The organism is Nesterenkonia lacusekhoensis, from assembly GCF_017876395.1.
Lineage (GTDB): Bacteria > Actinomycetota > Actinomycetes > Actinomycetales > Micrococcaceae > Nesterenkonia > Nesterenkonia lacusekhoensis.
Genome location: NZ_JAGINX010000001.1, coordinates 2303030 through 2324185 on the forward strand (window position 1 = coordinate 2303030; position 21156 = coordinate 2324185).

The 21156-nt window shown below is 65.9% G+C and carries 23 protein-coding genes and 2 pseudogenes; 12 read left to right on the forward strand and 13 right to left on the reverse strand.

Features of this window, described 5'->3' with window-relative positions:
- Positions 1-241: 241 nt before the first annotated feature.
- Positions 242-739: a GNAT family N-acetyltransferase gene (locus JOF45_RS10900; RefSeq protein WP_210049785.1), complete on the reverse strand. Its 498-nt coding sequence runs from the start codon at positions 737-739 to the stop codon at positions 242-244.
- Between the two features lie 184 nt (positions 740-923).
- Between JOF45_RS10900 and JOF45_RS10905 the strand changes: the two genes are divergently transcribed.
- The 8 genes and pseudogenes from JOF45_RS10905 to JOF45_RS10940 all read left to right on the forward strand — a co-directional run.
- A complete protein-coding gene (locus JOF45_RS10905) occupies positions 924-2027 on the forward strand; it encodes an ABC transporter ATP-binding protein (RefSeq protein WP_210049787.1) in 1104 nt (367 codons plus the stop codon).
- Between the two features lie 35 nt (positions 2028-2062).
- On the forward strand, positions 2063-3145 hold the full coding sequence (locus JOF45_RS10910; protein WP_210049789.1) for an extracellular solute-binding protein: 1083 nt from the start codon (positions 2063-2065) through the stop codon (positions 3143-3145).
- Between the two features lie 14 nt (positions 3146-3159).
- Entirely contained in the window at positions 3160-4830 is a 1671-nt protein-coding gene (locus JOF45_RS10915) for an ABC transporter permease (RefSeq protein WP_210049792.1), read from the forward strand.
- A gap of 24 nt (positions 4831-4854) precedes the next feature.
- Positions 4855-5592, forward strand: a complete 738-nt coding sequence (locus JOF45_RS10920) for a metallophosphoesterase family protein (RefSeq protein WP_342591507.1) — start codon at positions 4855-4857, stop codon at positions 5590-5592.
- A 145-nt stretch (positions 5593-5737) separates the two neighbouring features.
- Entirely contained in the window at positions 5738-6658 is a 921-nt protein-coding gene (locus JOF45_RS10925) for a rhamnogalacturonan lyase family protein (protein WP_210049794.1), read from the forward strand.
- 101 nt (positions 6659-6759) lie between these two features.
- A pseudogene (locus JOF45_RS10930) lies at positions 6760-7247 on the forward strand (transposase family protein); the annotation flags it as partial.
- An 82-nt stretch (positions 7248-7329) separates the two neighbouring features.
- Positions 7330-8441, forward strand: a protein-coding gene (locus JOF45_RS10935) for an IS3 family transposase (RefSeq protein ID WP_210051256.1) whose coding sequence is annotated in 2 segments (ribosomal slippage) — positions 7330-7600 and positions 7600-8441 — 1113 coding nt in all. Because the reading frame shifts where the segments join, the coding sequence is not laid out codon by codon here.
- A 51-nt stretch (positions 8442-8492) separates the two neighbouring features.
- Positions 8493-9317: pseudogene (locus JOF45_RS10940) on the forward strand (ISL3 family transposase); the annotation flags it as partial.
- Here the strand turns inward: JOF45_RS10940 and JOF45_RS10945 are convergent.
- From JOF45_RS10945 to JOF45_RS13405, 8 genes are all read right to left on the reverse strand, one after another.
- Positions 9286-9486 (reverse strand): hypothetical protein, encoded by a 201-nt coding sequence (locus JOF45_RS10945; RefSeq protein WP_210049795.1) that lies wholly within the window; start codon positions 9484-9486, stop codon positions 9286-9288. The pseudogene JOF45_RS10940 and the gene JOF45_RS10945 overlap by 32 nt on opposite strands.
- 191 nt (positions 9487-9677) lie before the next feature.
- Complete coding sequence (locus JOF45_RS10950; protein WP_210049797.1) at positions 9678-10148, reverse strand: universal stress protein; 471 nt, start codon at positions 10146-10148, stop codon at positions 9678-9680.
- A 224-nt stretch (positions 10149-10372) separates the two neighbouring features.
- Positions 10373-10645, reverse strand: coding sequence for a glutaredoxin domain-containing protein (locus JOF45_RS10955; RefSeq protein ID WP_210049799.1), 273 nt, complete (start codon positions 10643-10645; stop codon positions 10373-10375).
- Between the two features lie 130 nt (positions 10646-10775).
- Positions 10776-12272 (reverse strand): sodium:solute symporter family protein, encoded by a 1497-nt coding sequence (locus JOF45_RS10960; RefSeq protein WP_210049801.1) that lies wholly within the window; start codon positions 12270-12272, stop codon positions 10776-10778.
- Positions 12273-12276: 4 nt separating this feature from the next.
- Positions 12277-12486, reverse strand: coding sequence for a hypothetical protein (locus JOF45_RS10965; protein ID WP_210049804.1), 210 nt, complete (start codon positions 12484-12486; stop codon positions 12277-12279).
- A gap of 60 nt (positions 12487-12546) precedes the next feature.
- Complete coding sequence (locus tag JOF45_RS13395) at positions 12547-13041, reverse strand: zinc-binding dehydrogenase (protein ID WP_245324212.1); 495 nt, start codon at positions 13039-13041, stop codon at positions 12547-12549.
- Positions 12989-13333: an MDR/zinc-dependent alcohol dehydrogenase-like family protein gene (locus JOF45_RS13400; protein ID WP_245324213.1), complete on the reverse strand. Its 345-nt coding sequence runs from the start codon at positions 13331-13333 to the stop codon at positions 12989-12991. Before JOF45_RS13400 ends, JOF45_RS13395 begins: the two co-directional genes overlap by 53 nt.
- Positions 13334-13402: 69 nt before the next feature.
- A complete protein-coding gene (locus tag JOF45_RS13405; RefSeq protein WP_342591473.1) occupies positions 13403-13576 on the reverse strand; it encodes an alcohol dehydrogenase catalytic domain-containing protein in 174 nt (57 codons plus the stop codon).
- 202 nt (positions 13577-13778) lie between these two features.
- Between JOF45_RS13405 and cutA the strand changes: the two genes are divergently transcribed.
- The 3 genes from cutA to JOF45_RS10985 all read left to right on the forward strand — a co-directional run bounded on the left by cutA (position 13779) and on the right by JOF45_RS10985 (position 16073).
- Entirely contained in the window at positions 13779-14141 is a 363-nt protein-coding gene (gene cutA, locus JOF45_RS10975) for a divalent-cation tolerance protein CutA (protein ID WP_245324775.1), read from the forward strand.
- A 284-nt stretch (positions 14142-14425) separates the two neighbouring features.
- Positions 14426-15037, forward strand: a complete 612-nt coding sequence (locus tag JOF45_RS10980; RefSeq protein ID WP_210049808.1) for a DUF47 domain-containing protein — start codon at positions 14426-14428, stop codon at positions 15035-15037.
- Positions 15038-15092: 55 nt separating this feature from the next.
- The gene (locus JOF45_RS10985; protein WP_210049810.1) at positions 15093-16073 is read left to right on the forward strand and encodes an inorganic phosphate transporter; all 981 of its coding nucleotides are present in this window, start codon (positions 15093-15095) and stop codon (positions 16071-16073) included.
- Positions 16074-16095: 22 nt separating this feature from the next.
- On the opposite strand, the gene pstB is transcribed toward JOF45_RS10985, so the two are convergent.
- From pstB to pstS, 4 genes are all read right to left on the reverse strand, one after another.
- Complete coding sequence (pstB, locus tag JOF45_RS10990) at positions 16096-16875, reverse strand: phosphate ABC transporter ATP-binding protein PstB (protein WP_210049812.1); 780 nt, start codon at positions 16873-16875, stop codon at positions 16096-16098.
- A gap of 23 nt (positions 16876-16898) precedes the next feature.
- A complete protein-coding gene (gene pstA, locus JOF45_RS10995) occupies positions 16899-18107 on the reverse strand; it encodes a phosphate ABC transporter permease PstA (RefSeq protein ID WP_210049814.1) in 1209 nt (402 codons plus the stop codon).
- Positions 18107-19099, reverse strand: a complete 993-nt coding sequence (gene pstC / locus JOF45_RS11000; protein ID WP_378579597.1) for a phosphate ABC transporter permease subunit PstC — start codon at positions 19097-19099, stop codon at positions 18107-18109. Before pstC ends, pstA begins: the two co-directional genes overlap by 1 nt.
- 155 nt (positions 19100-19254) lie before the next feature.
- Positions 19255-20370, reverse strand: coding sequence for a phosphate ABC transporter substrate-binding protein PstS (gene pstS, locus JOF45_RS11005; RefSeq protein ID WP_210049816.1), 1116 nt, complete (start codon positions 20368-20370; stop codon positions 19255-19257).
- Positions 20371-20616: 246 nt separating this feature from the next.
- Here pstS and JOF45_RS11010 point away from each other — a divergent pair, with 246 nt between their 5' ends.
- Complete coding sequence (locus JOF45_RS11010; RefSeq protein ID WP_210049818.1) at positions 20617-21132, forward strand: amino-acid N-acetyltransferase; 516 nt, start codon at positions 20617-20619, stop codon at positions 21130-21132.
- Positions 21133-21156 lie beyond the last annotated feature (24 nt).

The following is a 21156-nucleotide window of genomic DNA, read 5'->3' on the forward strand; positions in this document are numbered from 1 at the left end:
CTCTGCGCATCATGAGCTACATCCTCTGCCCCCGCACATGGAAGTTCCGGGCCCTCAGGTCAGCAGCATTGCTCGAGTGACTGGGCGAGTGGAGCAGCCGTACTGCCAGCACTTCTTGCTCTTCTGCGGACCCGGGATGGGGTGCGGAACCTATAATCCGTTGGTCGCGGGTTCGATCCCCACAGGGCCCACCAGATCATTGCCCGGCACAGGCCGATACCTGCAGCCGCGTCCCTCACCCTCAATCAGCAAGGCGCTTCTCGAAGAGCGTCACAGGACGCCAACCCCGCTCGGGCGGGAATCTGTGCGATCCCACTTCGGTGTAGCCCCGGGCTCCGTAGTAGCTGCGCAGCGCGTCGTTCGAGGTGACGCAGTCCAGCCGCGCCAACCGATGTCCGCGGGCGGAGATCATCGATTCGGCAGCACTGAGCACTCGGCGCCCGAGCCCCTGGCCGGCGTGAGTGCGGGAAACCATGAGGCCATGGACATAACCTGCCGGCGCGATGCCTGAATCGGGCCAGATGTCCGGATCGCCGTCGAGGATCCGGACAGCAGCGGCCACGTGGTCGCCGTCCCTTACGAGGTGCCATTCCTGGCGAGAGATCTGCTCCAGGAAATCGGAGGGCTTGGTCTCGCCAGGAGACCATTGGGTGATCCCGATGCCCTCTTGCCACTGCGCCAGCTCTTCCCGCAGCGCATGCAGGGCCTGGGCATCCTCGAGGCGGGCACGGTGCAGCATCACCACCATTCTGCCCGTGCCCGAGTTTCATGACCGCACCACAGCACGTTCGGTGACAACCCAGCCTCCACGCCCCAGCGTTGACGCAACATTCAACGGGATCCGGTTACTTTCACCCTACGCTCACTCCAAATACACCGAACGTACTCTGGAGATTCACTGGGAGCCCGTAGGTTGCTTCGCTGTGGAACAGACGACGAAGAACGCGAGCATCAGCATTGAGATCGAAGGGCTCTCTCGCATCTTCAGCGACGGCACCGGGCTCCATCCCACGGATCTGAAGATCCGCGCTGGCGAGTTCGTCAGCATCCTGGGCCCTTCCGGCTGTGGGAAGTCCACTCTCCTGCGCTGCCTGGCCGGCTTGGAGTCTCCTGACCAGGGCACCGTGAGATTCGGCGACCGAGTCGTCACGGGACCCACGGTGAAGGACACCCCAGCGAACCGACGCCGGATCGGGATGGTCTTCCAGGACCTTGCCCTCTGGCCCCACCTGTCCGTCCTTGGGAACGCAGCCTTCCCTCTCCAGGTGTCCGCGCGCCGCGGCGGGAACTCACAGCGCGGCGAAGTCAAGGCTCAGGCTGAAGAAGCACTCGCCCTCGTCGGGATGGAGAAGTTCACGGACAAGATGCCGCATCAGCTCTCAGGAGGCCAGCAGCAACGGGTCGCCATCGCCCGCGCGGTGGTGGCCGCCCCTGACGTGCTGCTGATGGATGAGCCCTTCTCCGCACTCGACGCGACCCTTCGCGCCCAGCTGCGCATGGAGCTCGTCGAACTCACGCGCCGCCTCGGCCTCACCACGCTCTATGTCACCCATGACCAGGAAGAGGCCATGGCGATGTCCCAGCGCATCGTGGTGATGCACGCCGGGCAGATCCTCCAGTTCGACGCCCCGGAGACCCTCTACCGACATCCTTCTCATGAATTCGTGGCTGAGTTCGTCGGGACGTTCAACAAACTCCCTCCAGCGTTCCGACGCAACGGGAGAACTGAAGGAGTGCGCCCGGAGAACGTCACCGCCGTGGACTCGGCCGCACTGTCTGACCCGGCCGCGCCGTCGGATCCGGACGCAATCCTGCTGGAAGCCACCCCGCTGGCCTGCACCTACACAGGCGGCCGCTACCTCGTCCGCTGCCAGGTCGAAGGCGTTGAGGAGCACTGGGCAGTGGAGTCCTCCACTCGCGTGGAACTCGACAGCCTGCTGCGTCTCTCCGTATCCCCCGAACACGTGCTCACCCTGGGCTCAGCACCAGAACCGATCCGAGCACCAGGCATGCGCCAGCCCGCCTGACCTTTCATCACATCGACAACACCCGAAGGAACACGATGAGTGCACCTAAGAACCTGTCTGACCACCCCCTCCGAACCCTGAGTGCCTTCGGTCTGCTCTCCGTCCTGGCGCTGAGCGCCTGCGGCAGCGCCGAAAAGGCCGAGGCCGACTCCGAAGACAGGGACGACGCCGCCGCGGCCGACTCCGAGATCGCGTGGGAAGCGCCGGAGGACCTGGAAGGTTCCGTGACCCTCTACGCCGCCAACCCCCAGGGGCTCAACGAAGAACTGGCCGAGGAGTTCACCGAACTCACCGGCGTCGACGTGGAGATCTACGGAGACACCACCGGTTCCATCACTGCCCGCCTCGACGCCGAGTGGGAGAACCCCCAGGCCGATGTCGTCTACCTGGCCTCCTGGGGCCCGGCCTCCGCCTACGCCTCAGAAGGACATGTGGCGGATTACACCCCGGAGTCCTCCGATCAGATCCACGAAGACTGGATCGGGGACGGCTTCTACGGGCGGGACGGCTCCGCACTGGCACTCACGGTGAACACCAACGCCGCCCCCTCCACGCCCAGCGACTGGGAGGACCTCGCCGGCGATGAGTTTGAGGACCTCGTACTCATGCCGGATCCGCGGGAGTCGGGCACCGCCCGCGACCTGATCGCCGCGATGGTCTCAACATGGGGCGAAGACGAGACCTGGGAACTCTTCGACGCCCTCTTTGAGAACGGTATGGACGTCCAGGGCGCCAACGGACCTGCACTCGACGCCGTCACCGCAGGCTCCTATGCCGCAGTCCTCGGCGGCGTCGACTACTCCGCCTACTCCGCCATCGACTCCGGCGAAGCGCTTGAAGTCGTCTTCGCAGATTCCGGCACGATGGTCTCCCCACGCCCCTTCTTCATCCTCGACGAGGCGCCCAACCCGGAGAACGCAGAGGCCCTCGTGGACTTCTTCCTCTCTCAGCAGGGACAGGAAGCATCCGCAGGGAACAACATGATCCCCGCCCAGCCCTCTGTTCCGGCGGAACACGTCGACTACGAGGACGTGGACCTGCTCGACTACGACCTCGATGCCATCGAGGCTGACGGCGAGGACATCCTCGACGAGTTCGTCTCCCGCTACCTGAGCTGAGGTTCATCCCCTCCATGCCGCTCACCGCTCAGGAGCGCCGAACACGGAACGCGGCGACGCCGCTGCTGATCCTGCTGATCATAGGCGTCGCCGCGCCTCTGTCCATGGTGCTCATCCGTGCTGTCATCGGGTATGGAGACCAGCCTTCCGCGCTGCCCGAACTCACTGACCCCCGCCACCTGCGCACCCTCGGAAACACGGTGATGCTGGGGCTCCTGGTGGTGGCAGTCGCAACAGCGATGGCCGCGCCGCTGGCGTTCCTCATGTCCTGGACGAAGATGCGCCGTCACCGGTGGATCGACGTCCTGCTCATGCTGCCCTTCATGACACCGCCCTACGTCTCAGCGCTGGCGTGGATCGACGTGACCCGCTTCAACGGCCTCGCCGATCAGATCCTCGGCGAGGGCGGCGGCGATCTCGTCCGGACCATCATCCTGAGCCCCTTCGGCATGGCGCTGGTGATGGCCAGCGAGGTTTTCACGTTCCTCTACCTGATCCTCCGCAACTACCTGGACGCGGTCCCCGGAAGCGTCGATGAGGCCGCGGCAGTCTCTGGGGCTTCGCCCCGAGAGCGCTTCACCCGCATCCTTCTCCCGCTCTGCACCCCTGCGTATTCCTTCGGTGCGCTGATCGTCTTCATCCGCGCCTCCGGGGAGTTCGGCACACCGGTCACGCTCGGCAACCAGATCGGCTTTCCGGTCCTCGTCTCCGAGATCTACCGCTCGGTGACCATCAACCCGTTGGACTTCCCCACCGCCGCGGCCCTGTCCAGCGTACTGCTCTGGCTGGGCTGTGCCGCGTGGGTCCTTCAACAGTGGATCGGTCGCCGCGAACAGCCCTTCGGCGGACGTGCCCGACGCCGGGCCGGAGTGACGCTCAGCCGCTGGGCTGAAGCCTTGGGGTGGTTCTGGCTCTCCGCCGTCGCCCTGGTCTCGGTCATCATTCCCTATGTGGGGATCTTCATCGGCGCGATGACGGTGCTGCGGTCACAGCCTCTCTCCGCGGAGAACCTCACCTTCGACTTCTTCGGCATCGTGCTGCGTTCCAGCAGCGGTCAGCAGGCGCTCCAGAACAGCGCGTCCCTCGCGCTCATCGCAGCGACCATCGCAACGGTCATCGCGGTGGCGAGCACCTTGACCTCGGCCCGCCTGAAGCGGCATCCGATCGGCCGCGGAGTGGACCTGTTGGCCGTGGGCTCAGACACTGTGCCGACCATCGTCATGGCGATCGGCCTGATCTTCCTCTGGAACTCGCCCTGGCTTCCGGCCAGCCCCTACAACTCTTCGTGGATGCTGGTGCTGGGCTACACCCTGGTTCTGCTGCCCATGGTCGTCCAGAACGTCAAGACCGCACGCAGCACCGTCGATGAGCGCTACCTGGAGGCGGCGAATGCCTCCGGCGCGACAGCCGCCCAGACGTTCCTGCGAGTCATGCTGCCCCTGCTGATGCCTGGCATCGTCGCAGGTTGGCTCCTGGGTCTGCTGCTGGCCTTCCGCGAAGTGGTGATCTCCTCCCTGCTCCGCCCCGGATCGTACCCTCTGCTCTCACCCTGGATCATGAGCGAATTCGATCAGGGCTTCCGCGCAGAGGCTATGGCCATGACCGTCATCGGCATCCTCGGCTCCACCGCCGTGCTGGTGATCGTCGACTCTCTCCGCCGCAGATACCTCACCCCGAGAGGATGACGAACCCTGAACACCATCGCCCTGATCTCAGACCTCCACATCGGAGCACCCGTCAAAGGCACCGGTATCCCGAAAGCCCAGGCCACAGAGGACGCGTATTCAGCGATCGATCAGCTGCAGGAGCAGCTGCTCTGCTCCGAAGCTGAGGCGGTCCTCTGTGCCGGTGATGTCTTCGACCGCCACGACGCCAGTGAACGCGCCCTGGCACGTGCCGAGGACCTCTTCGCCTCATTCCACGAAGCCGGCCTGCCCACACTGGTGATCGGTGGAAATCACGACGTCGAATCTCCGCTCACCGAACAGCTGCATCTCCCCGGGTCCGCCCGGTGGGTCGGCAGAGGGCCACTCGGTCGAGATGGTTCCGACACTGTGCTGTGGCACGAGATGAACATTGCTGTGCACGGCCAGGGGGTCCGGGACAGGGATGAGCTGCGAGACCTCGGCAGCGGGTACCCCACCCCGGTCTCAGGCATGATCAACATCGGACTCCTCCACACCAGCCTGACCGGTGAATGGAGCAACCGGGCCTGCGCCCCGACAACTGTCCGAGCGTTGCAGGAAGTCCAGTACGACGCCTGGGTCCTCGGCCACGTTCACCAACCCATGGTTCTCTCCGAGGCCCCCCTGATCGCCTACCCGGGCAGCGTCCACACCCACAAGGCGGGCGAGGCCGGAGGTGAAGGCTACGCGCTGCTCACGCTCACACCGGACGCTGCGCCGTCTCTCGAGTTCCGCTCCCTCCAACCTCAGCTGCAGCTTTAGCCCGACGGGTAGCTCCGCGGCCGAGTCAGTTTCGCAGGGGCAGCCCGCTGCCAGGCCCGACCGGACTCGTGCCCTCATGCCTCATGCGCTCTCGGCATCACTGTTGCCTGGGAATGCGCTATCCACTTAGTGTGAGCCACGTTACATGCCCAAGAACTGCTCACCACTGACCAGAGGGATCGATACCGCGCCGAGCCGAGGACCATCCGCCGCCCGCACCACCAGTACTACTCGCACCGTCCGCACCACCCGTTCAGCTCGTACCGCCGCGGCCGCCGTCGGCTGCGCCGCCGTGCTGAGCCTGACCGCAGGATCGGTGTCAGCCGGCCCGGTCGCCACATCACAGGTCGCCGCACAGAACGATCAGACCGGCCACCAGCTGGAGGCCCTGGACCGCGGCCTGGTCGCCGTCGGGACCGAGGACGGTGTGCACCTCAGCTGGCGCCTACTCGGCGACGAAGTCTCCGGCGCCACCGGTCACGGCATGAACGGCCCGAACTTCCATGTGCTGCGCGACGGCGAGCGCATCGCCACAGTCAACGACTCGACCAACTTCCACGACCCCGACGGCGGCGCGGACGCGACCTACACCGTCACCCCGGTGGGCAACGCTGCGCACAACGGCCCGGACGGCGAAGCTGAGGTCTGGGCCGACGGCCACTATGACCTGCCCCTGCAGAAGCCGGAGCCCGGCACCACCCCGGCGGGCGAAGAGTACGACTATCACGCCAATGACGTCTCAGTCGGCGACGTCACCGGTGACGGACAGTACGAGTTCGTCGTCAAGTGGGACCCCAGCAACTCCAAGGACGTCTCTCAGGTGGGCTACACGGGCGAGGTGTACGTGGACACCTACACCTTGGACGGCGAGCTGCTGAACCGCATCGAGCTGGGTCCCAACATCCGCGCCGGAGCGCACTACACCCAGTTCCTGGTCTATGACTTCGACGGCGACGGCACCGCAGAGATCATGATGAAGACCGCCCCCGGCACCGTGGCCGGCGACGGCGAGCACATCACCATGCCTCAGGAGGACCTCGACGGCTCTTCGCGTTTGAGGGTGTAGAAGCAGGGACGAGTGGCGGGGTCGGCGTGGCGGTGGGTGGATAGAGGTCGAGGTCTTCCGAAGATGGGAGTTCCTACACTGCCCATCTGAAAGACCTCGACGTGCCTAAGCCTACTTTCACCTGTCCTGACCTCAACAGCTTCTGCCTCCTCGACTCCCTCGGACTCACGGTCACTGGCCAGCAGACCCGGCGCGACCGAGCAGTCCTGGAATGCCGTCTCACCGAGGATGATCGGTGGTGCCGGAACTGTGGCGGCCAAGGCGTCCCACGGGCACGGTGGTGCGGAAGCTTGCGCATCTGCCACTGGGGTGGCGGCCCACCACCTTGTGGGTGAGGGTCCGCCGGTACCGGTGCGCCGACTGCGCACGGGTCTGGCGGCAGGACACCACTGCAGCCGCCGAACCGCGGGCGAAGCTCAGCAGACATGCGGTGCTGTGGGCGCTGAAATCAGTGGTGATCGACCGGATGTCGATTGCTAGGGTCGCTGCCGCACTGGCATCCTCGTGGCACACCGTCAACGACGCTGTCCTTACTGCTGGCAGGCAACTGCTCATCGAGGACCCCGCGCGGCTCGACGGCGTGAGGGTTGGCATGACCCCCTAATTTCGGTCCACGAGTTATGAGAGTCGCACTAGCGCCCGACGCTCCGGGCAGGAAAACTGGTGTGACCATGACAAGCAAGAGAAGACGCCATACCCCGGAACAGATCATCCGGAAGCTCCAAGACGCTGAGAAGCTCCAGGCAGAAGGCCACGACGTCGCCGCCACCGCCCGCGAACTGGGAGTCACCGAGGCCACCTACTACCGGTGGAAGAACCAATACGGCGGGCTCAAAGCCGAAGACGCCAAACGGCTGAAGGAACTTCAGAAGCAAAACGACCGGCTCAAGAAGCTCCTGGCCGAGGCGGAGCTGGAGAAGGCCGCGCTGAAGGAGCTGGCGGAGGGAAACTTCTAAGCCCGGACCGGCGCCGAGCAGCTGCGCGACACCTGATGGCCACCATGGGCATCAGTGAACGCAGAGCCACCGCGCTGGCCGGGCTTGCCCGATCCGCCTTCCGCCGGGCACTGAAGTCTGAGAACGCTGGTGATCCTGATGCTGGGCTGCGGGCCTGGCTACGGGCTTATGCAAAGGACCACCCGCGCTGGGGCTACCGGCGGGCCTATCATGATGCCCGAGCCGAGGGCTGGGCGGTCAACCATAAGAAGGTCCAGCGGCTCTGGCGTGAAGAGGGCCTGCGGGTTCCGGTGAGACGTCGACGCAAACGCGTGGGGTCCTCCACCGCGGAAGCCCCGCAGGCGGACGCGCCGAATGTGGTGTGGGCGGTGGACTTCCAATTCGACGCCGATGAGACGGGCCGGGCGATCAAGATCGCCTCGATCGTCGATGAGCACACTCGCGAATGCCTGGGCGGGATCGTGGCCCGCAGCATCACCGGTGATGACCTCACCGCCCACCTCGACGCTATCGCCGCTGACCGGGGGCTTCCAGAGGTCCTACGGTGTGACAACGGCCCGGAGCTGATCTGCCACGCGATGGCCGACTGGGCCGGGGAGGTCACGGGGATCCACTACATCCCGCCGGGTGCGCCGTGGCGCAATGGGTACGTGGAGTCCTTCAACAGCAGGATCCGGGATGAGTGCCTGAACATCACCAGCTTCTGGTCTTTGACCCATGCTCGGGTGATCATCACGGATTGGAAGAAGGAATACAACACCATCCGGCGCCACTCAGCGCTCGGGTACCGCAGCCCGGCTGAGTATGCTGAAATCTGTACCCATTGAAGAAACCGCGGCCCGCATAACGCGTGGACCTACTTCCGGGGGCAACCCAGGGTCATCGGGGTCGATGAGCACTGCTGGCGCCATACCGGCCGCGGATCCCACTACGTCACCGTGGTCATCGATTTGACCCCAGTGCGTGCGGGCACTGGGCCTGCCCGGCTGCTGGACATGGTCCCCGGCCGCTCTAAGGCCGTGTTCAAGACCTGGCTGGAGGCCCAAAGCAGGGACTTCCGGGAGGAGATCGAGGTAGTGGCCATGGACGGGTTCTCCGGGTTCAAGACCGCCACCGCCGAAGAGCTCCCAGAAGCTACCGCAGTCATGGACCCTTTCCACGTCGTTGCTCTGGCCGGCGACGCGTTGGACCAGACGAGGCAACGAGTTCAACGTGAGACCACCGGCCACCGGGGACGTTCTGGCGACCCGCTCTACGGGGCTCGTAAGACTCTGCGCACCGGGGCTGACCTGCTCACCCAACCCCAGGAGAGGAAGCTGACCAGAGTGTTCGCCGCTGATGAGCACGTCGAAGTCGAAGCGACCTGGAGCGTGTACCAGAAGATCGTCGCCGCCTACCGACACCCCTCCAAGAAGGACGGCGAGCACCTCCTTCAAGAGGTCATCACCTCGCTGCGCCGCGGAATCCCCGCGAAGCTGATAGAGGTCAAGAAACTGGGCCGAACCCTGAACAAGCGCGCCGCCGACATTCTGGCCTACTTCGACCGACCCGGCACATCAAACGGCCCCACCGAAGCGATCAACGGCCGGCTCGAGCACCTGCGCGGCACCGCCCTGGGATTCAGGAACCTGACCAACTACATCACCCGAGCCATGCTGGACACCGGAGGATTCAGACCCCTACTACACCCTCATCTGCGATGAGCCACTTTCCGGAGCCGGACTGCCCGACGACGCCGAGGATCTCGCCCGCCCGGATGCTCAGGGTGATCTCATGCAGCGCACGGACGGTGCGACTCTCGTCGCGGGCCGGATACGCCTTGGACACTCCGTGGAGCGCGATCATCGGCCGCGCGGGCTCATCAACGGTCACAAGGGTGCACAACGCCCCTGCTCACCCGGACCATTCCGGCCGCGGCAGTGGCGGGGATCACTCGCCGGTCGAATTGCGTACCCCATTCTCGAGAATCAGGAACACGATCCGCTCAGAGTCCCCGATGAGGTACGCAATTCCGCCTCAGATGCGAGCGCCAGTGGGCAGGACGGCCTGGGGCCAGACGTCACTCAGTGCTGATGCGTATGGACGATGTAGAGATCGCACTTCGTCTCGCCGGCCAGGGTCCGCGCCACGCTGCCGAGGACTCGGGTGATCCCCTGGACGCGCTTATTGCCCACCACGATGAGATCTGCGTTCACCCTGGCGGCCTCGTCGCTGAGCGCAGCACCGGGCTTGCCTTCGACAGCCTTCGGAATCACCGTCAGGCCTGGGTGGCTGCTGCGCAGCTCCTCGGCGATCTTTGACGCTGTGGCCTCTGCTTCTGCGGCGTACTGGGCCACGAGCGTACGGTACGCCTTGCTGACAGCGTCCGATTCGCTCTGCGTGTGGATCGACTGCAGGGTCTCTGCCTTATGCGTGTTGAAGGCAGTCGCCACATGCAGCTCCGCACCGAAGGCCGCAGCGAGGGACGCCGCCTTCTGCGCTGCCTTCCTGGCGGTGTCGCTCTCGTCCACGCCCACCACAATGATCTCGGCCATGATCGCTCCCAAAGGCTGTCACATTCGTCCGCTGTTCGTCAGCGCTGCTCTGCATAACGCTACCCGAAGCGGCTCCGGAGGAGGTGCCGGCATCGAGTGTGTCGACCGCCCGCACCCAGCCCTGACCGGGGCCGGAGATCGCGTAGTTCATAGTTGTGAATGGAAACCACGATCCCCGTAATTCCCACATTCAGGAACGCAATCACCGGGTCAGGACAGGAGTTTCAGACCAGGTGGAGTTCGCGCAGCTTGGCGTCCACGTCGGCGTTGCTCGGCTCCACCTGGTGCGAGGCATCCGGGTAGAGCACGACCGGGATATTCGTCCGCCCGGAGATGTCCCGAGCCACCTCGGCGGCCTCCGGCTCTGCCTCGAGGTCGATGTAGGTGTAGGCCACGCCCAGCTCGTCCAGCTGAGCTTTGGTCCGCCGGCAGTCTCGGCACCAGTCGGCGCCGAACATTCTGATCGCCTGGTCTGGCTGGTCTGCGTTCTCGCTCATCACCCCAGCCTAGGACCTCACCGTCTGAGAATCGCGTACCCCGTTGTCGACAATCGGGGCCACAATCCCCGCATTCACCACATTCAGGTACGCAACCCACTCAGGGCAGGGACGCAATCCACTCCGGGCATCAGCGCTGAGCGGCGAGGGCGGCGTCGTCGTCGGCTGTCTCCCGCCGGCCGCGCCGGGAGGCGGCGATGAACTCCTCCGCCCGATCCCGCGGAGGCGCCGTCAACAGGCTCACCCCGACGAAGAGCACCACCGAGACCAGAAGCCCCCAGACTCCGCTGCCCTGACCCAGGAACAGGGTGCCCGTGGCCTCCAGGGCGAAGACCAGCCCGCCGGCCACCACCACGGAGACGATGACCCCGGCCGCAGTTCCCCGCCTCCAGAAGAAGGCGCCCACGGTGGGCGGCACCAGGACCAGCAGACCCGCCGACGCCGACACCGAGAGCACCGCCACCAGATCCAGCTCCAGATGCGCGAACCAATACGCCAGCCCGGCGATCACCGGCAGCGCCGCCTTGCCCAGCCGCAGCTGGCCCCGCTCGGAGGACTGCGGGCGCACCGCAGCGTAGACGTCACGGCTCAGCGTGGAGGACAGGGTCAGCATGATGGAGTCGATCGTGGAGACGCAGGCCGCCAGGGTGCCGATCATCACGATCAGCGCCAGCGGCGTAGGCACCAGGTCCGAGCCGAGCAGCGTAGGGGTGGCCATATCGCTGGACTCCAGGTCAGGGAAGTGCAGCCGGGCCGCGAAGCCCCAGAACACGGAGACGAACGTGTAGACGAAGCCGAAGATCAGGAAGCCCAGCAGCATCCGCCGCAGGTCCTTCATCGACCCGGGGGTGAAGAGCCGCTGACTGACCTGCGGATTGGAGATGGAGAAGAAGACCCACGGCAGAGTCAGGGCCAGGAACGTGCTGAAGCTGAAGTACCCCTCCCCCGGCACGCTCATCGCACCGGGCTGCTCAGCCAGCCCGTCGAAGAAGGCACCCAGGCCGCCGAACTGCCAGATCACCACGATGACCACCAGAGTGGCTCCGAGGATCATCAGCACCGACTGCAGCGAATCGGTCCAGGCCACCGAGCGCAGCCCCGCCACCATGGCGAAGACGATGGCCAGTGCCATGGCCAGCAGCGTGCCCTGAGTGAAGCTGATGGCCGCCCCGGTCATCCCGGAGAGCAGGTACCCGACGCCGGCCAGCTGGACCGCGGCATAGGGGACCAGAAAGATGCAGCTGGCCAGCGCCGTCGTCGCGCCTGCCGATCGACTGCCGTAGCGGTGGCCGATCATCTCTGAGGGGGTGATGTAGCCGAACCGCTTGCCCACCCGCCAGAATCGTGGGCCGAAGACCAGCACCAGGGTGACGCCACACAGGTAGAGCAGCTCGAACCCGAGCGCACCCACACCTCCGGCGTAGGTCAGCCCGGCCAGGCCGATCATCATGAAGGCGCTGTAGGTGGTGGCGCTGTAGCTCATCGCCGAGACGAATCCGCCCATCCGGCGGCCGCCCAGGAAGTAGGCGGACATGTCCTCGGAGCGGCCGGGCCGGGAGAGCAGCGCGGCGGCCAGCGCGACCACCACGTAGGCGGCCACACCTGTCCATACCCATTCAGCCGGCATCGGCTCAGTCCTCCCAGTCGGCGGAGAGGATCACATTCAGCGCGATGACCACGCCGGTGGCCACCGTCCAGAACAGCGCGCTGCCGTACCAGGCGTCCACCTCACGCAGCAGCGTGTAGGGAACCACAAACATGGCCAGCATGATCACCGGGATGGAGATCAGCAGGGCAGCACGACGCCGGCTGCTGCGCTGGTCCTCATCCGTGCGAATCATGGGGCTCAGGATACCGCGGATCGGCCGGGGACGATGGGCGCGGCGTCGCCCGGACCCGAGTCACTCCCCGACGTGCAGCACCGGCTTGATCGTCTCGCCGGAGGCACTGTCCGCGATGGCCTGATCGATCTGGTCGAACTCGTAGACCCGGACCAGCTCGTCGAACGGGAAGCGTCCCTGCTTGTTAAGCTGCAGCAGTGCGGGGATCAGGTCGTGGGCGGTTCCGCCCCCGCCCAAAGTTCCCACCACGCGTCGGCCCCACAGGATGCTCATGTGGTCCAGGCTGAAGGTGGCACCGGCCGGGGCGTCGCCCACCAGGATCAGCTGACCCAGCATGCCCACCACCTCGGCAGCATCCTCGATCACAGCGATCACCCCGGTGCAGTCCACGGCATGGTCCACCTCGCCGCCGACGATCTGCCGGATCCGGTCCTTCGCGCTCTCGTCCTTGGAGTTGATGGTGTGCGTGGCGCCGTATCTGGCTGCGAGCTCCAGGCGCGAGTCATGGACGTCCACCGCGATGATCGTGGTGGCGGGCGTGTTCTTGGCGGCCATGACCGCAGACAGCCCCACCGCCCCGACGCCGAAGATCACCAGAGACTCCCCCGGGCTTGGGCTGGGCGGAGTTGAGGATCGCACCGGCTCCGGTGGTGATGCCGCAGGCGAGCACACCGGCGCTGGTCAGGTCGACGTCGTCGTCGATCCGCACCACGGAGTTCGCCGTGGTCAGCGCGTAGGTGGCGAAGGAGGACTGGCCGAAGAAGTGCCCGGAGACCTCGCCGCCGTCGGGCCTGCTGTACCCGCTCTGCCCGGACTTCGGCCCGGAGAACCGCCTGCCGCTGAGCACAGCCGAGCCCAGCTCGGCGCAGTAGCGGTGCTGGCCCTGCCGACAGTTCCGGCACTTTCCACAGTACGGTCATCCCATGATGACCCGGTCTCCCACGGCCACGTCCTCGACGCCGGGTCCCACCTTCTCCACCACTCCGGAGCCTTCATGACCCATCACCCCGGGAAGGGGCAGAGGCATGTCCCCGGACCGGGCGATCAGGTCGGTATGGCAGATCCCGGTGCCCACTACACGGACCAGCACCTCCCCTCGGTGGGGTCCTCGATCTCCAGCTCTTCGAGCATGAAGGGGGCGTCGGTCTCTTCCACGACATAGGCGCTGGCCTTCATGAGCTCAGCCTAGATCCGCCCCGTCCCGCACGTCACGGTCCGGCCGCGCGACCTTCCCCACCCTTGTTAGGTTGGACACAGCGGATCCCTTCCAGACAGAGAGCACTTTGAAGACCATGCCGGAGAATCACGACGCCGCACCCACACCGCAGAGCCTGCGTCACGTCACCGTCCAGACCACGGCGGACTCGGCTGAGGCCGCCGAGAAGCTGGCCGCCGCCGTCGTCGATGCTCAGCTGGCGGCCTGCGCGCAGGTCTCAGAGATCCGCAGCTTCTACCGCTGGAAAGGTGAGGTCCATCACGAGCCCGAGCAGTCGGTGACCTTCAAGACCACTGCCTCAGCGGCACCTGCCCTCCAACAGCTGCTCCAGGAGCTGCACCCCTATGAGGAGCCGGAGATCATCGTCCAGCCGATCATCGCAGGCAGCCCCGGCTACCTCGAGTGGGTGTCCGACAACAGCCGCGGACGCGAGCGCTGAGCCGCGCGTTCCTTGAGATACCTCACGTCAGAGGCCGGTGCGTTGACCACAGCCCCTCCTGGGGAGCACACTTAAGTACGTGCCGGGCTGCAGGTAACCCCCGGGCTCCAACCATCAGCCGCTACGAGCGGCCACGCGCCGTGAGGCGTTCCCAGCCCGGCACGCCCCCTCTCATCATCGCGTGCTCTGCGAGTCCTCCTGCGCCGACCAGTTAACGTGGGCGCTATACACTTCCCACCTGTAAGACAAGACTCGTTCATCTGTGGGACAGGGACACGCATCGCATGATCGCACGCCGAGGCCGTTCACAGGCCGCAGAGCTGCTGACGAAGATCGCACGGGAGGTGCGCTCCGGCGTCCAGCTGCTGGGGCAGCTGCTGGGGACCCCCGAATCCGAGCGCGCGGCTCTGCGTGACGAGCTGCTGGCTCTCGAAGGCAATGCGATGGACCTGCACTTCAACCTGATGACCCATATGCGCAGCGTCTTCCTGACTCCGCTCCCTCGGCAGGACATCTACACCCTCTCCCAGCAGCTGAACCGCACGATGGAGCACGTGGTGGCCGCCGGGGACTTCCTGCTCGCCCGCGAGCACCTCAAACTGGCCCCGCAGAGCTCCGAGCAGGTGGAGACTCTGACGCGCCAGGTCGATCTGACCATCGGCGCGCTCTCCCGGCTGGATGACTTCGACCAGCTCGAGGACTACTGGATCCAGATGCAGCGCCTGGCCAAACAGGGCAACAGGACGCACCGCGAGTGGATCATCTCCACCGACGGCGCCTTCCAGCCCAACATCGCTCTGCAGCAGACCCAGGTGGCGGAGGCGCTGCTCAGCGCTGTGGAGGCCCAGCGCACTGTGGCGATCACGGCCGGGTCCATCATCGTGCGCGAATCCTGACGGGGCAGCCGTGGATCCGATACTGCTGATTCTGCTGATCCTTGTGGGAGCGGCCATGCTCCCGGCACTGTATGTCGCCGGCATGCAGGACGTGGCCAACTCCATCGCCATCCCGGTGCGGACCCGCGCACTGACCGCCCCCGTGGCTACGCGGGTCTCGGCCGTCTTCCATGGCATCGGAGTTCTGGCGGCCCTGCCGCTGGGCGTCTGGCTGTTCGCCTGGTTCGAGTTCCCGGAGATGGATCCGGAGCTGAGCCTGGGCATGATCCTGGCAGTTCTGCTCTCGGTCGCCGCCTGGGGGACGTTCGCCTATTTCAAAGGCATGCCGATCTCCATCACGCACGGGCTGATCGCCGGGGTCCTGGGCGGCTGCCTGGCCATCCTCACGCTGGAGGGCATCGACAGCGACGTCGTGCTGGGCCTGCCCTGGTTCGCACCTCTGATGACGCTGCTGGTCTCTCCGCTGGTCGCCTTCGGCTTCGCCTATCTGCTGGTCTTCGCCACGGTCCCCTTCGCCAGAGGAGAGGACCCGGATGAGGTCAACAGGGTCGCCCGCGGCGTGCAGTCCATCTCCGTGGGTGTCACCAGCCTGGGCACCGGCCTGCAGCAGGGGCAGCGGTTCTCCTTCCTGCTGCTGATCGCGCTGCACGCCGCCGATGTGCCGGAGCCCGCCCGCTGGATGCCCCTGGCCTATCTCGTCTTCGCCGTGATGATCGGCGCAGGCTGCCTGACCGGCGGGTGGCGGATCGGCCACGTCCTGGGCCATCGGCTGGTGGCCGTCGATCCGTTGCGCGGCATGGTTGCGGCCACCTCGAACGCCGGCCTGCTGTTCATCGGCTCCATCGGCCTGGCGCTGCCGCTGTCGACCTCGCTGGTGGCGGCCTCATCGATCATCGGCGCCGGGTCCAACCAGCGCTTCGCCACGGTGAACTGGCGTCAGTTCATCCGCATGTTCCTCTATTGGGCGGCCACTCCGCTGGCCACAGGAATCGTGACAGCCGTGCTCACCCTGGCGATGAGTCCGCTGCTGCTCTAGCGGGGCCGGCCCGGCGTGCAGATCATCCGAACTTGCCGGAGACGTAGCGCTCGGTCTGCTCGTTGCTCGGGTTGTTGAAGATCGTGGCCGTCTCGTCGTACTCGATCATCTTGCCGGGCTTACCCGTTCCGGCGATGTTGAAGAACGCGGTCTTCTCCGAGACGCGTGCCGCCTGCTGCATATTGTGCGTCACGATGACCACCGTGTACTCCTGCTTGAGCTCGTGGATCAGATCCTCGATGGCCAAGGTGGAGATCGGGTCCAGCGCCGAGCAGGGCTCATCCATCAGGATCACGTCCGGCTTCACCGCGATGGTCCGGGCGATGCACAGGCGCTGCTGCTGACCGCCGGAGAGGCCGGAGCCCGGCTTGTCCAGACGCTCCTTGACCTCGTTCCAGAGGTTGGCTCCGCGCAGAGCCTCCTCCACGATGTCGTCGGACTGGGACTTCGACATCCGCGCCCCATTGAGCTTATAGCCGGCCAGGACGTTCTCCCGGATGCTCATCGTGGGGAACGGGTTGGGCCGCTGGAAGACCATGCCCACCATGGAGCGGACCGTCACCGGGTCCACGCCGGGTCCGTAGATGTTCTCACCGTCGAGCAGCAGCTCGCCCTCGACCCGAGCCCCGGGAAGCACCTCATGCATGCGGTTCAGCGTGCGCATGAAGGTGGTCTTGCCGCAGCCGGAGGGCCCGATGAATGCCGTCACCGAACGGGCCGCGATGTTGATGTTCACACCTTCCACGGCGAGGAAGTCGCCGTAGTAGACGTTGAGGTCCTTGGTCTCGATGCGCTTAGACATAGTGTTCGATACTTCTTTCTGTACTAACGCCCGGTCTTCTTGGGCGCGAAGACCTTGGCGATGATCCGGGCAGTCAGGTTCAGCAGCATGACGATGAGGATGAGCACCAGAGCCGCCGCCCAAGCCCGCTGATGGGAGGGATCCGAGAAGTTCGGAGAGGTCGGGTTCTGGAACTGCCGGAAGATGTAGACCGGCAGGGCGGTCATCCACCCCTGCATCAGGTTCCAGTTGGTGCTGACCACGAAGCCGGCGGTGACCAGGATCGGCGCAGTCTCACCGATCACTCGGGCGATGGACAGGGTGACACCTGCTGCGATGCCGGAGATCGCCGTCGGGATGACCACCTTCAGGATGGTCCGCCACTTGCGCACACCCAGTGCGTAGCTGGCCTCACGCAGTTCGTTGGGGACCACACGGAGCATCTCCTCCGTGGTCCGGACCACCACAGGGATCATCAGCACAGAGAGCGCGATGGCCGCGGTGATGCCCATCGTGGAGCGGCTGGGCAGCGGCAGCCCCATGGAGTTGCCCACGCTGAGGAACCAGGCCATCGCCGCACCGCCGAAGAGGCCTGCGACGATCGAGGGGATGCCGGTCATCACGTCCACGAAGAAGGTGATGGCCCGAGCCAGTGTGCCCCCGCGGGAGTACTCCACCAGGTAGATGGAGGTCAGCAGACCGATGGGCACCGAGATCAGCGTGGCGGCGATGGTGATCAGCAGCGAACCGATCAGAGCATGACGGATGCCGCCCAGCACGGGGGCGCCCTCCTCCTGGCTCTGCTGATCGATGCTGCCGTCGATGCCCTGCATGTCCGAGGCGAAGAAGCCGGGCTCCAGCAGGCCGGGCAGACCCACCGAGGTCACCGACCAGATCACTGAGACCAACGGCAGCAGAGCGATGATGAACGCGAGGTAGACCAGGTTGCGCCAGAAGCCGTCGGTGGCCTTGCGCCGGTTCACCCGCAGCCGGGTGACGATGTAGCTGATCACCACGTACAGCACTGCGGTGAAGATGAACCACAGGGCCAGATTGAACGTGATCAGGGAGCTCAGCGCCGCACCCAGGACAGCGGCGGCGGCCAGGACCACGAGTCCGATCCACCAGGGCATCGTGTTCTGGACCAGCGAGGCGGCGCGGCCTCGAGTGCGCTGCGGGTCACGCTGGCCGGCGGGGCCCGCCGGGCCCTCGACCGAGGCCGGCGTCGGGGTCTTGGGTTCTGTAGGACTCATCAGTTGGCTCCCGAGAATTCCTTATGCCGGCTGACGATCCACCGGGCCGTCATGTTCACGATCAGAGTGATGATGAAGAGCACCAGGCCGATGGCGATCAGCTGGGCCTGCCGTTCGGATCCGGGCGGGGCCTCCGGGAAGCCCAACGCGATCTCGGCGGGGATGGTGCTGTTGCCGGAGGAGATCAGTGAGGCGGTGAGCAGACCCGGGGAGAGGACCAGGGCGACGGCCATGGTCTCGCCGAGCGCACGGCCCAGACCCAGCATGATTCCGGAGATGATGCCGGCCCGCGCGAACGGGAACACCGACATCCTGATCATCTCCCAGCGGGTGGCGCCCAGTGCCAGGGCTGCCTCCTCATGGAGCTTGGGGGTCTGGATGAAGATCTCGCGGCAGACGGAGGTGATGATCGGCAGGATCATCACACCCAGCACCACACCTGCGGTCAGGATGGTGCGGCCTGTCTGTGAGGGGCTTCCGGCGAAGAGCGGGATGAACCCGAGGTTCTCGTGCAGCCAGCCGTAGACCGGCACCAGGGCCGGGCCCAGGAAGCTCATGCCCCAGGCGCCGTAGACCACCGACGGGATGGCGGCCAGCAGGTCGATCAGATAACCGATGGTCTTGCTCAGCCGCGGCGGGGCGAAGTGTGAGATGTAGAGCGCGACACCGACGGCCACCGGGGTGGCCAGGATCAGTGCGATCAGCGAGGCGATGAGGGTGCCCACCACCAGCGGGTAGGCGTACTCGAGGAAGGCCCCGAGGATGAGCCCCTCCTCATCCTGGTAGATCGCGCCAGTGGAGTTCACCGTCAGGAACAGCGCCACGAACGCCAAGGTGGCGAGGATGAGCACGCCGGCCAGCAGCGCCAGCGTGGAGAAGACGCGGTCGCCGAAGACTCCTCGGCTGTCGCCCTCGGCCAAGCTGTGCTTCTTCGCGGCGGCGGGCTCCGCCTGTGCGGCGGTCGGAGAGGGTGAGTCGCCAGGACTGCTCACGGGGTCTGCCTTTCGAGATGCTTCATATGCAGTGTCGATGCTCCGGTGTCCCAAGGGAACAGGCGCCGGGGCGCGGGCGGAACGCTCAGCTCCGACATCCGCACCCCGACGCCATCATTCACACCGTGGAGATCGGCTGGAGATGCCCAGGCCGATCACTCAGCAGCAGAGATCTCCGAGAGGGCCGAGAGGGCCTCCTCGCGCAGCTCCTCAGACATCGGAGCGTTGCCGGCCGCCTCCTCAGCAGTGCTCTGGCCGTCCTCAGAGACCACGTACTCGCCGAAGGCCTGAGCCAGCTCGGCGGTCTCAGCATCCGAGTACTCGCTGCAGAAGATGTTGTAGGCGACCATCACGATCGGGTAGACACCCTCCTCCTGCGTCTCACGGTCCAGCTCCACCGACATGTTGTTGGGGGCCTGGCCCTCGACCTGCTCAGCGGTCTCCACAGCAGTGGAGGCAGCCTCCGGGGAGTACTCCACGTACTCCTCGCCGACCCCGACGGCCACAGAGTTCAGGTCACCGATCTGGGAAGCGTCGGCGTAGGTGATGGCGCCGTCGGTCTGGGAGGTCAGGTCCACCACACCGGAGGTCTGCTGAGCGGACTCAGCAGAGAGCTCGGCCGGCCAGGTCTCGTGAGCCTCGTGCTCCCAGGTGTCAGCGGCGGCCTCGAGGTACTCGGTGAAGTTCTCGGTGGTGCCGGAGTCATCGGCGCGGTGGACCACCGTGATGGTGGTGTCCGGCAGGTCCACGCCCTCGTTCTGCTCGGCGATGGCCTCGTCATCCCACGAGGTGATCTCGCCGGCGAAGATGCTGGCCAGGGTGTCCGGGTCCAGGTTGATGGTCTCGTCCACGCCCTCGACGTTGTAGGCCACCGCGATCGGGGAGATGTAGGAGGGGATGTGGAAGGCGCCGTCGGGTCCGCAGATCTCCTGGGAGGACTCCCACTCCTCGTCGTCCATGGCGGCGTCGGAGCCTGCCCAGTCGTACTCGCCGCCGAGGAAGCCCTCGCGGCCTGCGCCGGAGCCCACCGAGGCGTAGTTGACCTGTGCCTCCGGCGCCACGGAGGTGAACCCGTTGGTCCATGCGGTCATGGCAGCTTCCTGGGAGGAGGCGCCGCCGCCGGACAGAGTGCCCTGGACGTCGCTGGTCTCTGTATCGCCTCCGCCGTCACCGCCGTTGTCACCGGGGTTGTTGGCTTCGCCGCAGGCGACCAGGGCGAAGGATGCCACGGACAGAAGGGCCGCAGCGCGGCCGAAGCGTTCTACCTTCACGTTTGAACCTCTCTGAGGGTGCTGTGGCGCGGTTCCGCGCCATCATCTGAGTCATTCGGGCCAGCCGGGGAAGGCGACTGAGGCAGGGACATGGCTGCACGCAGAGCTGCACAGTACCCGGTTGGCCGAGTGTCACAGTAAGAACCTGAGGTGACCATCAATGCCGCTTAAGGTGACGCAGGCAGTACGCACAGGTGAACCCTTGGTGAACGGCGTGGCACCGTGACTGACGTCTAAGCTGGGGCGATGACTTCGGGAAGCTTCCACATCCGCCCCGCACGCACCGCTGATGTCACGCAGATCGTCGAGATGACGCAGCCGCTGGTGGAGCGACGGGCGCTGGTGCCCAAGGAGACCGTCTCCTACTACGAGTCCATCCAGGAGTTCCTGGTGGCCGAGGTCGAGGGCACCGGTGAGATGGCGGGCTTCGGAGCCCTGCACGTGATGTGGGAGGACCTGGCAGAGGTGCGCACGCTGGCCTCCCACGACGACTGGCGGGGCCGCGGAGTCGGCTCTGCCCTGCTGCGGCGCCTGGTGGAGCGCGCCCGAGCCCTCGGCGTGCAGCGGGTGTTCTGCCTGACCTTCGAGGTGGAGTTCTTCACCCGGCACGGCTTCGAAGTCATGGAGGATCAGAGCGCAGTGGACCCAGAGGTCTACGCCGAGCTGCTGCGCTCCCCCGACGAAGGTGTGGCGGAGTTCCTGGACCTGGCACGGGTCAAGCCGAACACTCTGGGCAATACGCGGATGATCCTGCACCTCTGAGCCGAGGCGGCGGGCCTGCTCCTG

Excerpts from the sequence above, each read along its gene's own strand:
- JOF45_RS10900 (WP_210049785.1), bottom strand. The coding sequence starts at position 739 with ATGCTGCACCGTGCCCGCCTCGAGGATGCCCAGGCCCTGCATGCGCTG.
- JOF45_RS10910 (WP_210049789.1), top strand. The coding sequence starts at position 2,063 with ATGAGTGCACCTAAGAACCTGTCTGACCACCCCCTCCGAACCCTGAGT.
- JOF45_RS10915 (WP_210049792.1), top strand. The coding sequence starts at position 3,160 with ATGCCGCTCACCGCTCAGGAGCGCCGAACACGGAACGCGGCGACGCCG.
- JOF45_RS10925 (WP_210049794.1), top strand. The coding sequence starts at position 5,738 with ATGCCCAAGAACTGCTCACCACTGACCAGAGGGATCGATACCGCGCCG.
- JOF45_RS10950 (WP_210049797.1), bottom strand. The coding sequence starts at position 10,148 with ATGGCCGAGATCATTGTGGTGGGCGTGGACGAGAGCGACACCGCCAGG.
- JOF45_RS10955 (WP_210049799.1), bottom strand. The coding sequence starts at position 10,645 with ATGAGCGAGAACGCAGACCAGCCAGACCAGGCGATCAGAATGTTCGGC.
- JOF45_RS10960 (WP_210049801.1), bottom strand. The coding sequence starts at position 12,272 with ATGCCGGCTGAATGGGTATGGACAGGTGTGGCCGCCTACGTGGTGGTC.
- JOF45_RS10965 (WP_210049804.1), bottom strand. The coding sequence starts at position 12,486 with ATGATTCGCACGGATGAGGACCAGCGCAGCAGCCGGCGTCGTGCTGCC.
- JOF45_RS13395 (WP_245324212.1), bottom strand. The coding sequence starts at position 13,041 with ATGGCCGCCAAGAACACGCCCGCCACCACGATCATCGCGGTGGACGTC.
- cutA (WP_245324775.1), top strand. The coding sequence starts at position 13,779 with ATGCCGGAGAATCACGACGCCGCACCCACACCGCAGAGCCTGCGTCAC.
- JOF45_RS10980 (WP_210049808.1), top strand. The coding sequence starts at position 14,426 with ATGATCGCACGCCGAGGCCGTTCACAGGCCGCAGAGCTGCTGACGAAG.
- JOF45_RS10985 (WP_210049810.1), top strand. The coding sequence starts at position 15,093 with ATGCTCCCGGCACTGTATGTCGCCGGCATGCAGGACGTGGCCAACTCC.
- pstB (WP_210049812.1), bottom strand. The coding sequence starts at position 16,875 with ATGTCTAAGCGCATCGAGACCAAGGACCTCAACGTCTACTACGGCGAC.
- pstA (WP_210049814.1), bottom strand. The coding sequence starts at position 18,107 with ATGAGTCCTACAGAACCCAAGACCCCGACGCCGGCCTCGGTCGAGGGC.
- JOF45_RS11010 (WP_210049818.1), top strand. The coding sequence starts at position 20,617 with ATGACTTCGGGAAGCTTCCACATCCGCCCCGCACGCACCGCTGATGTC.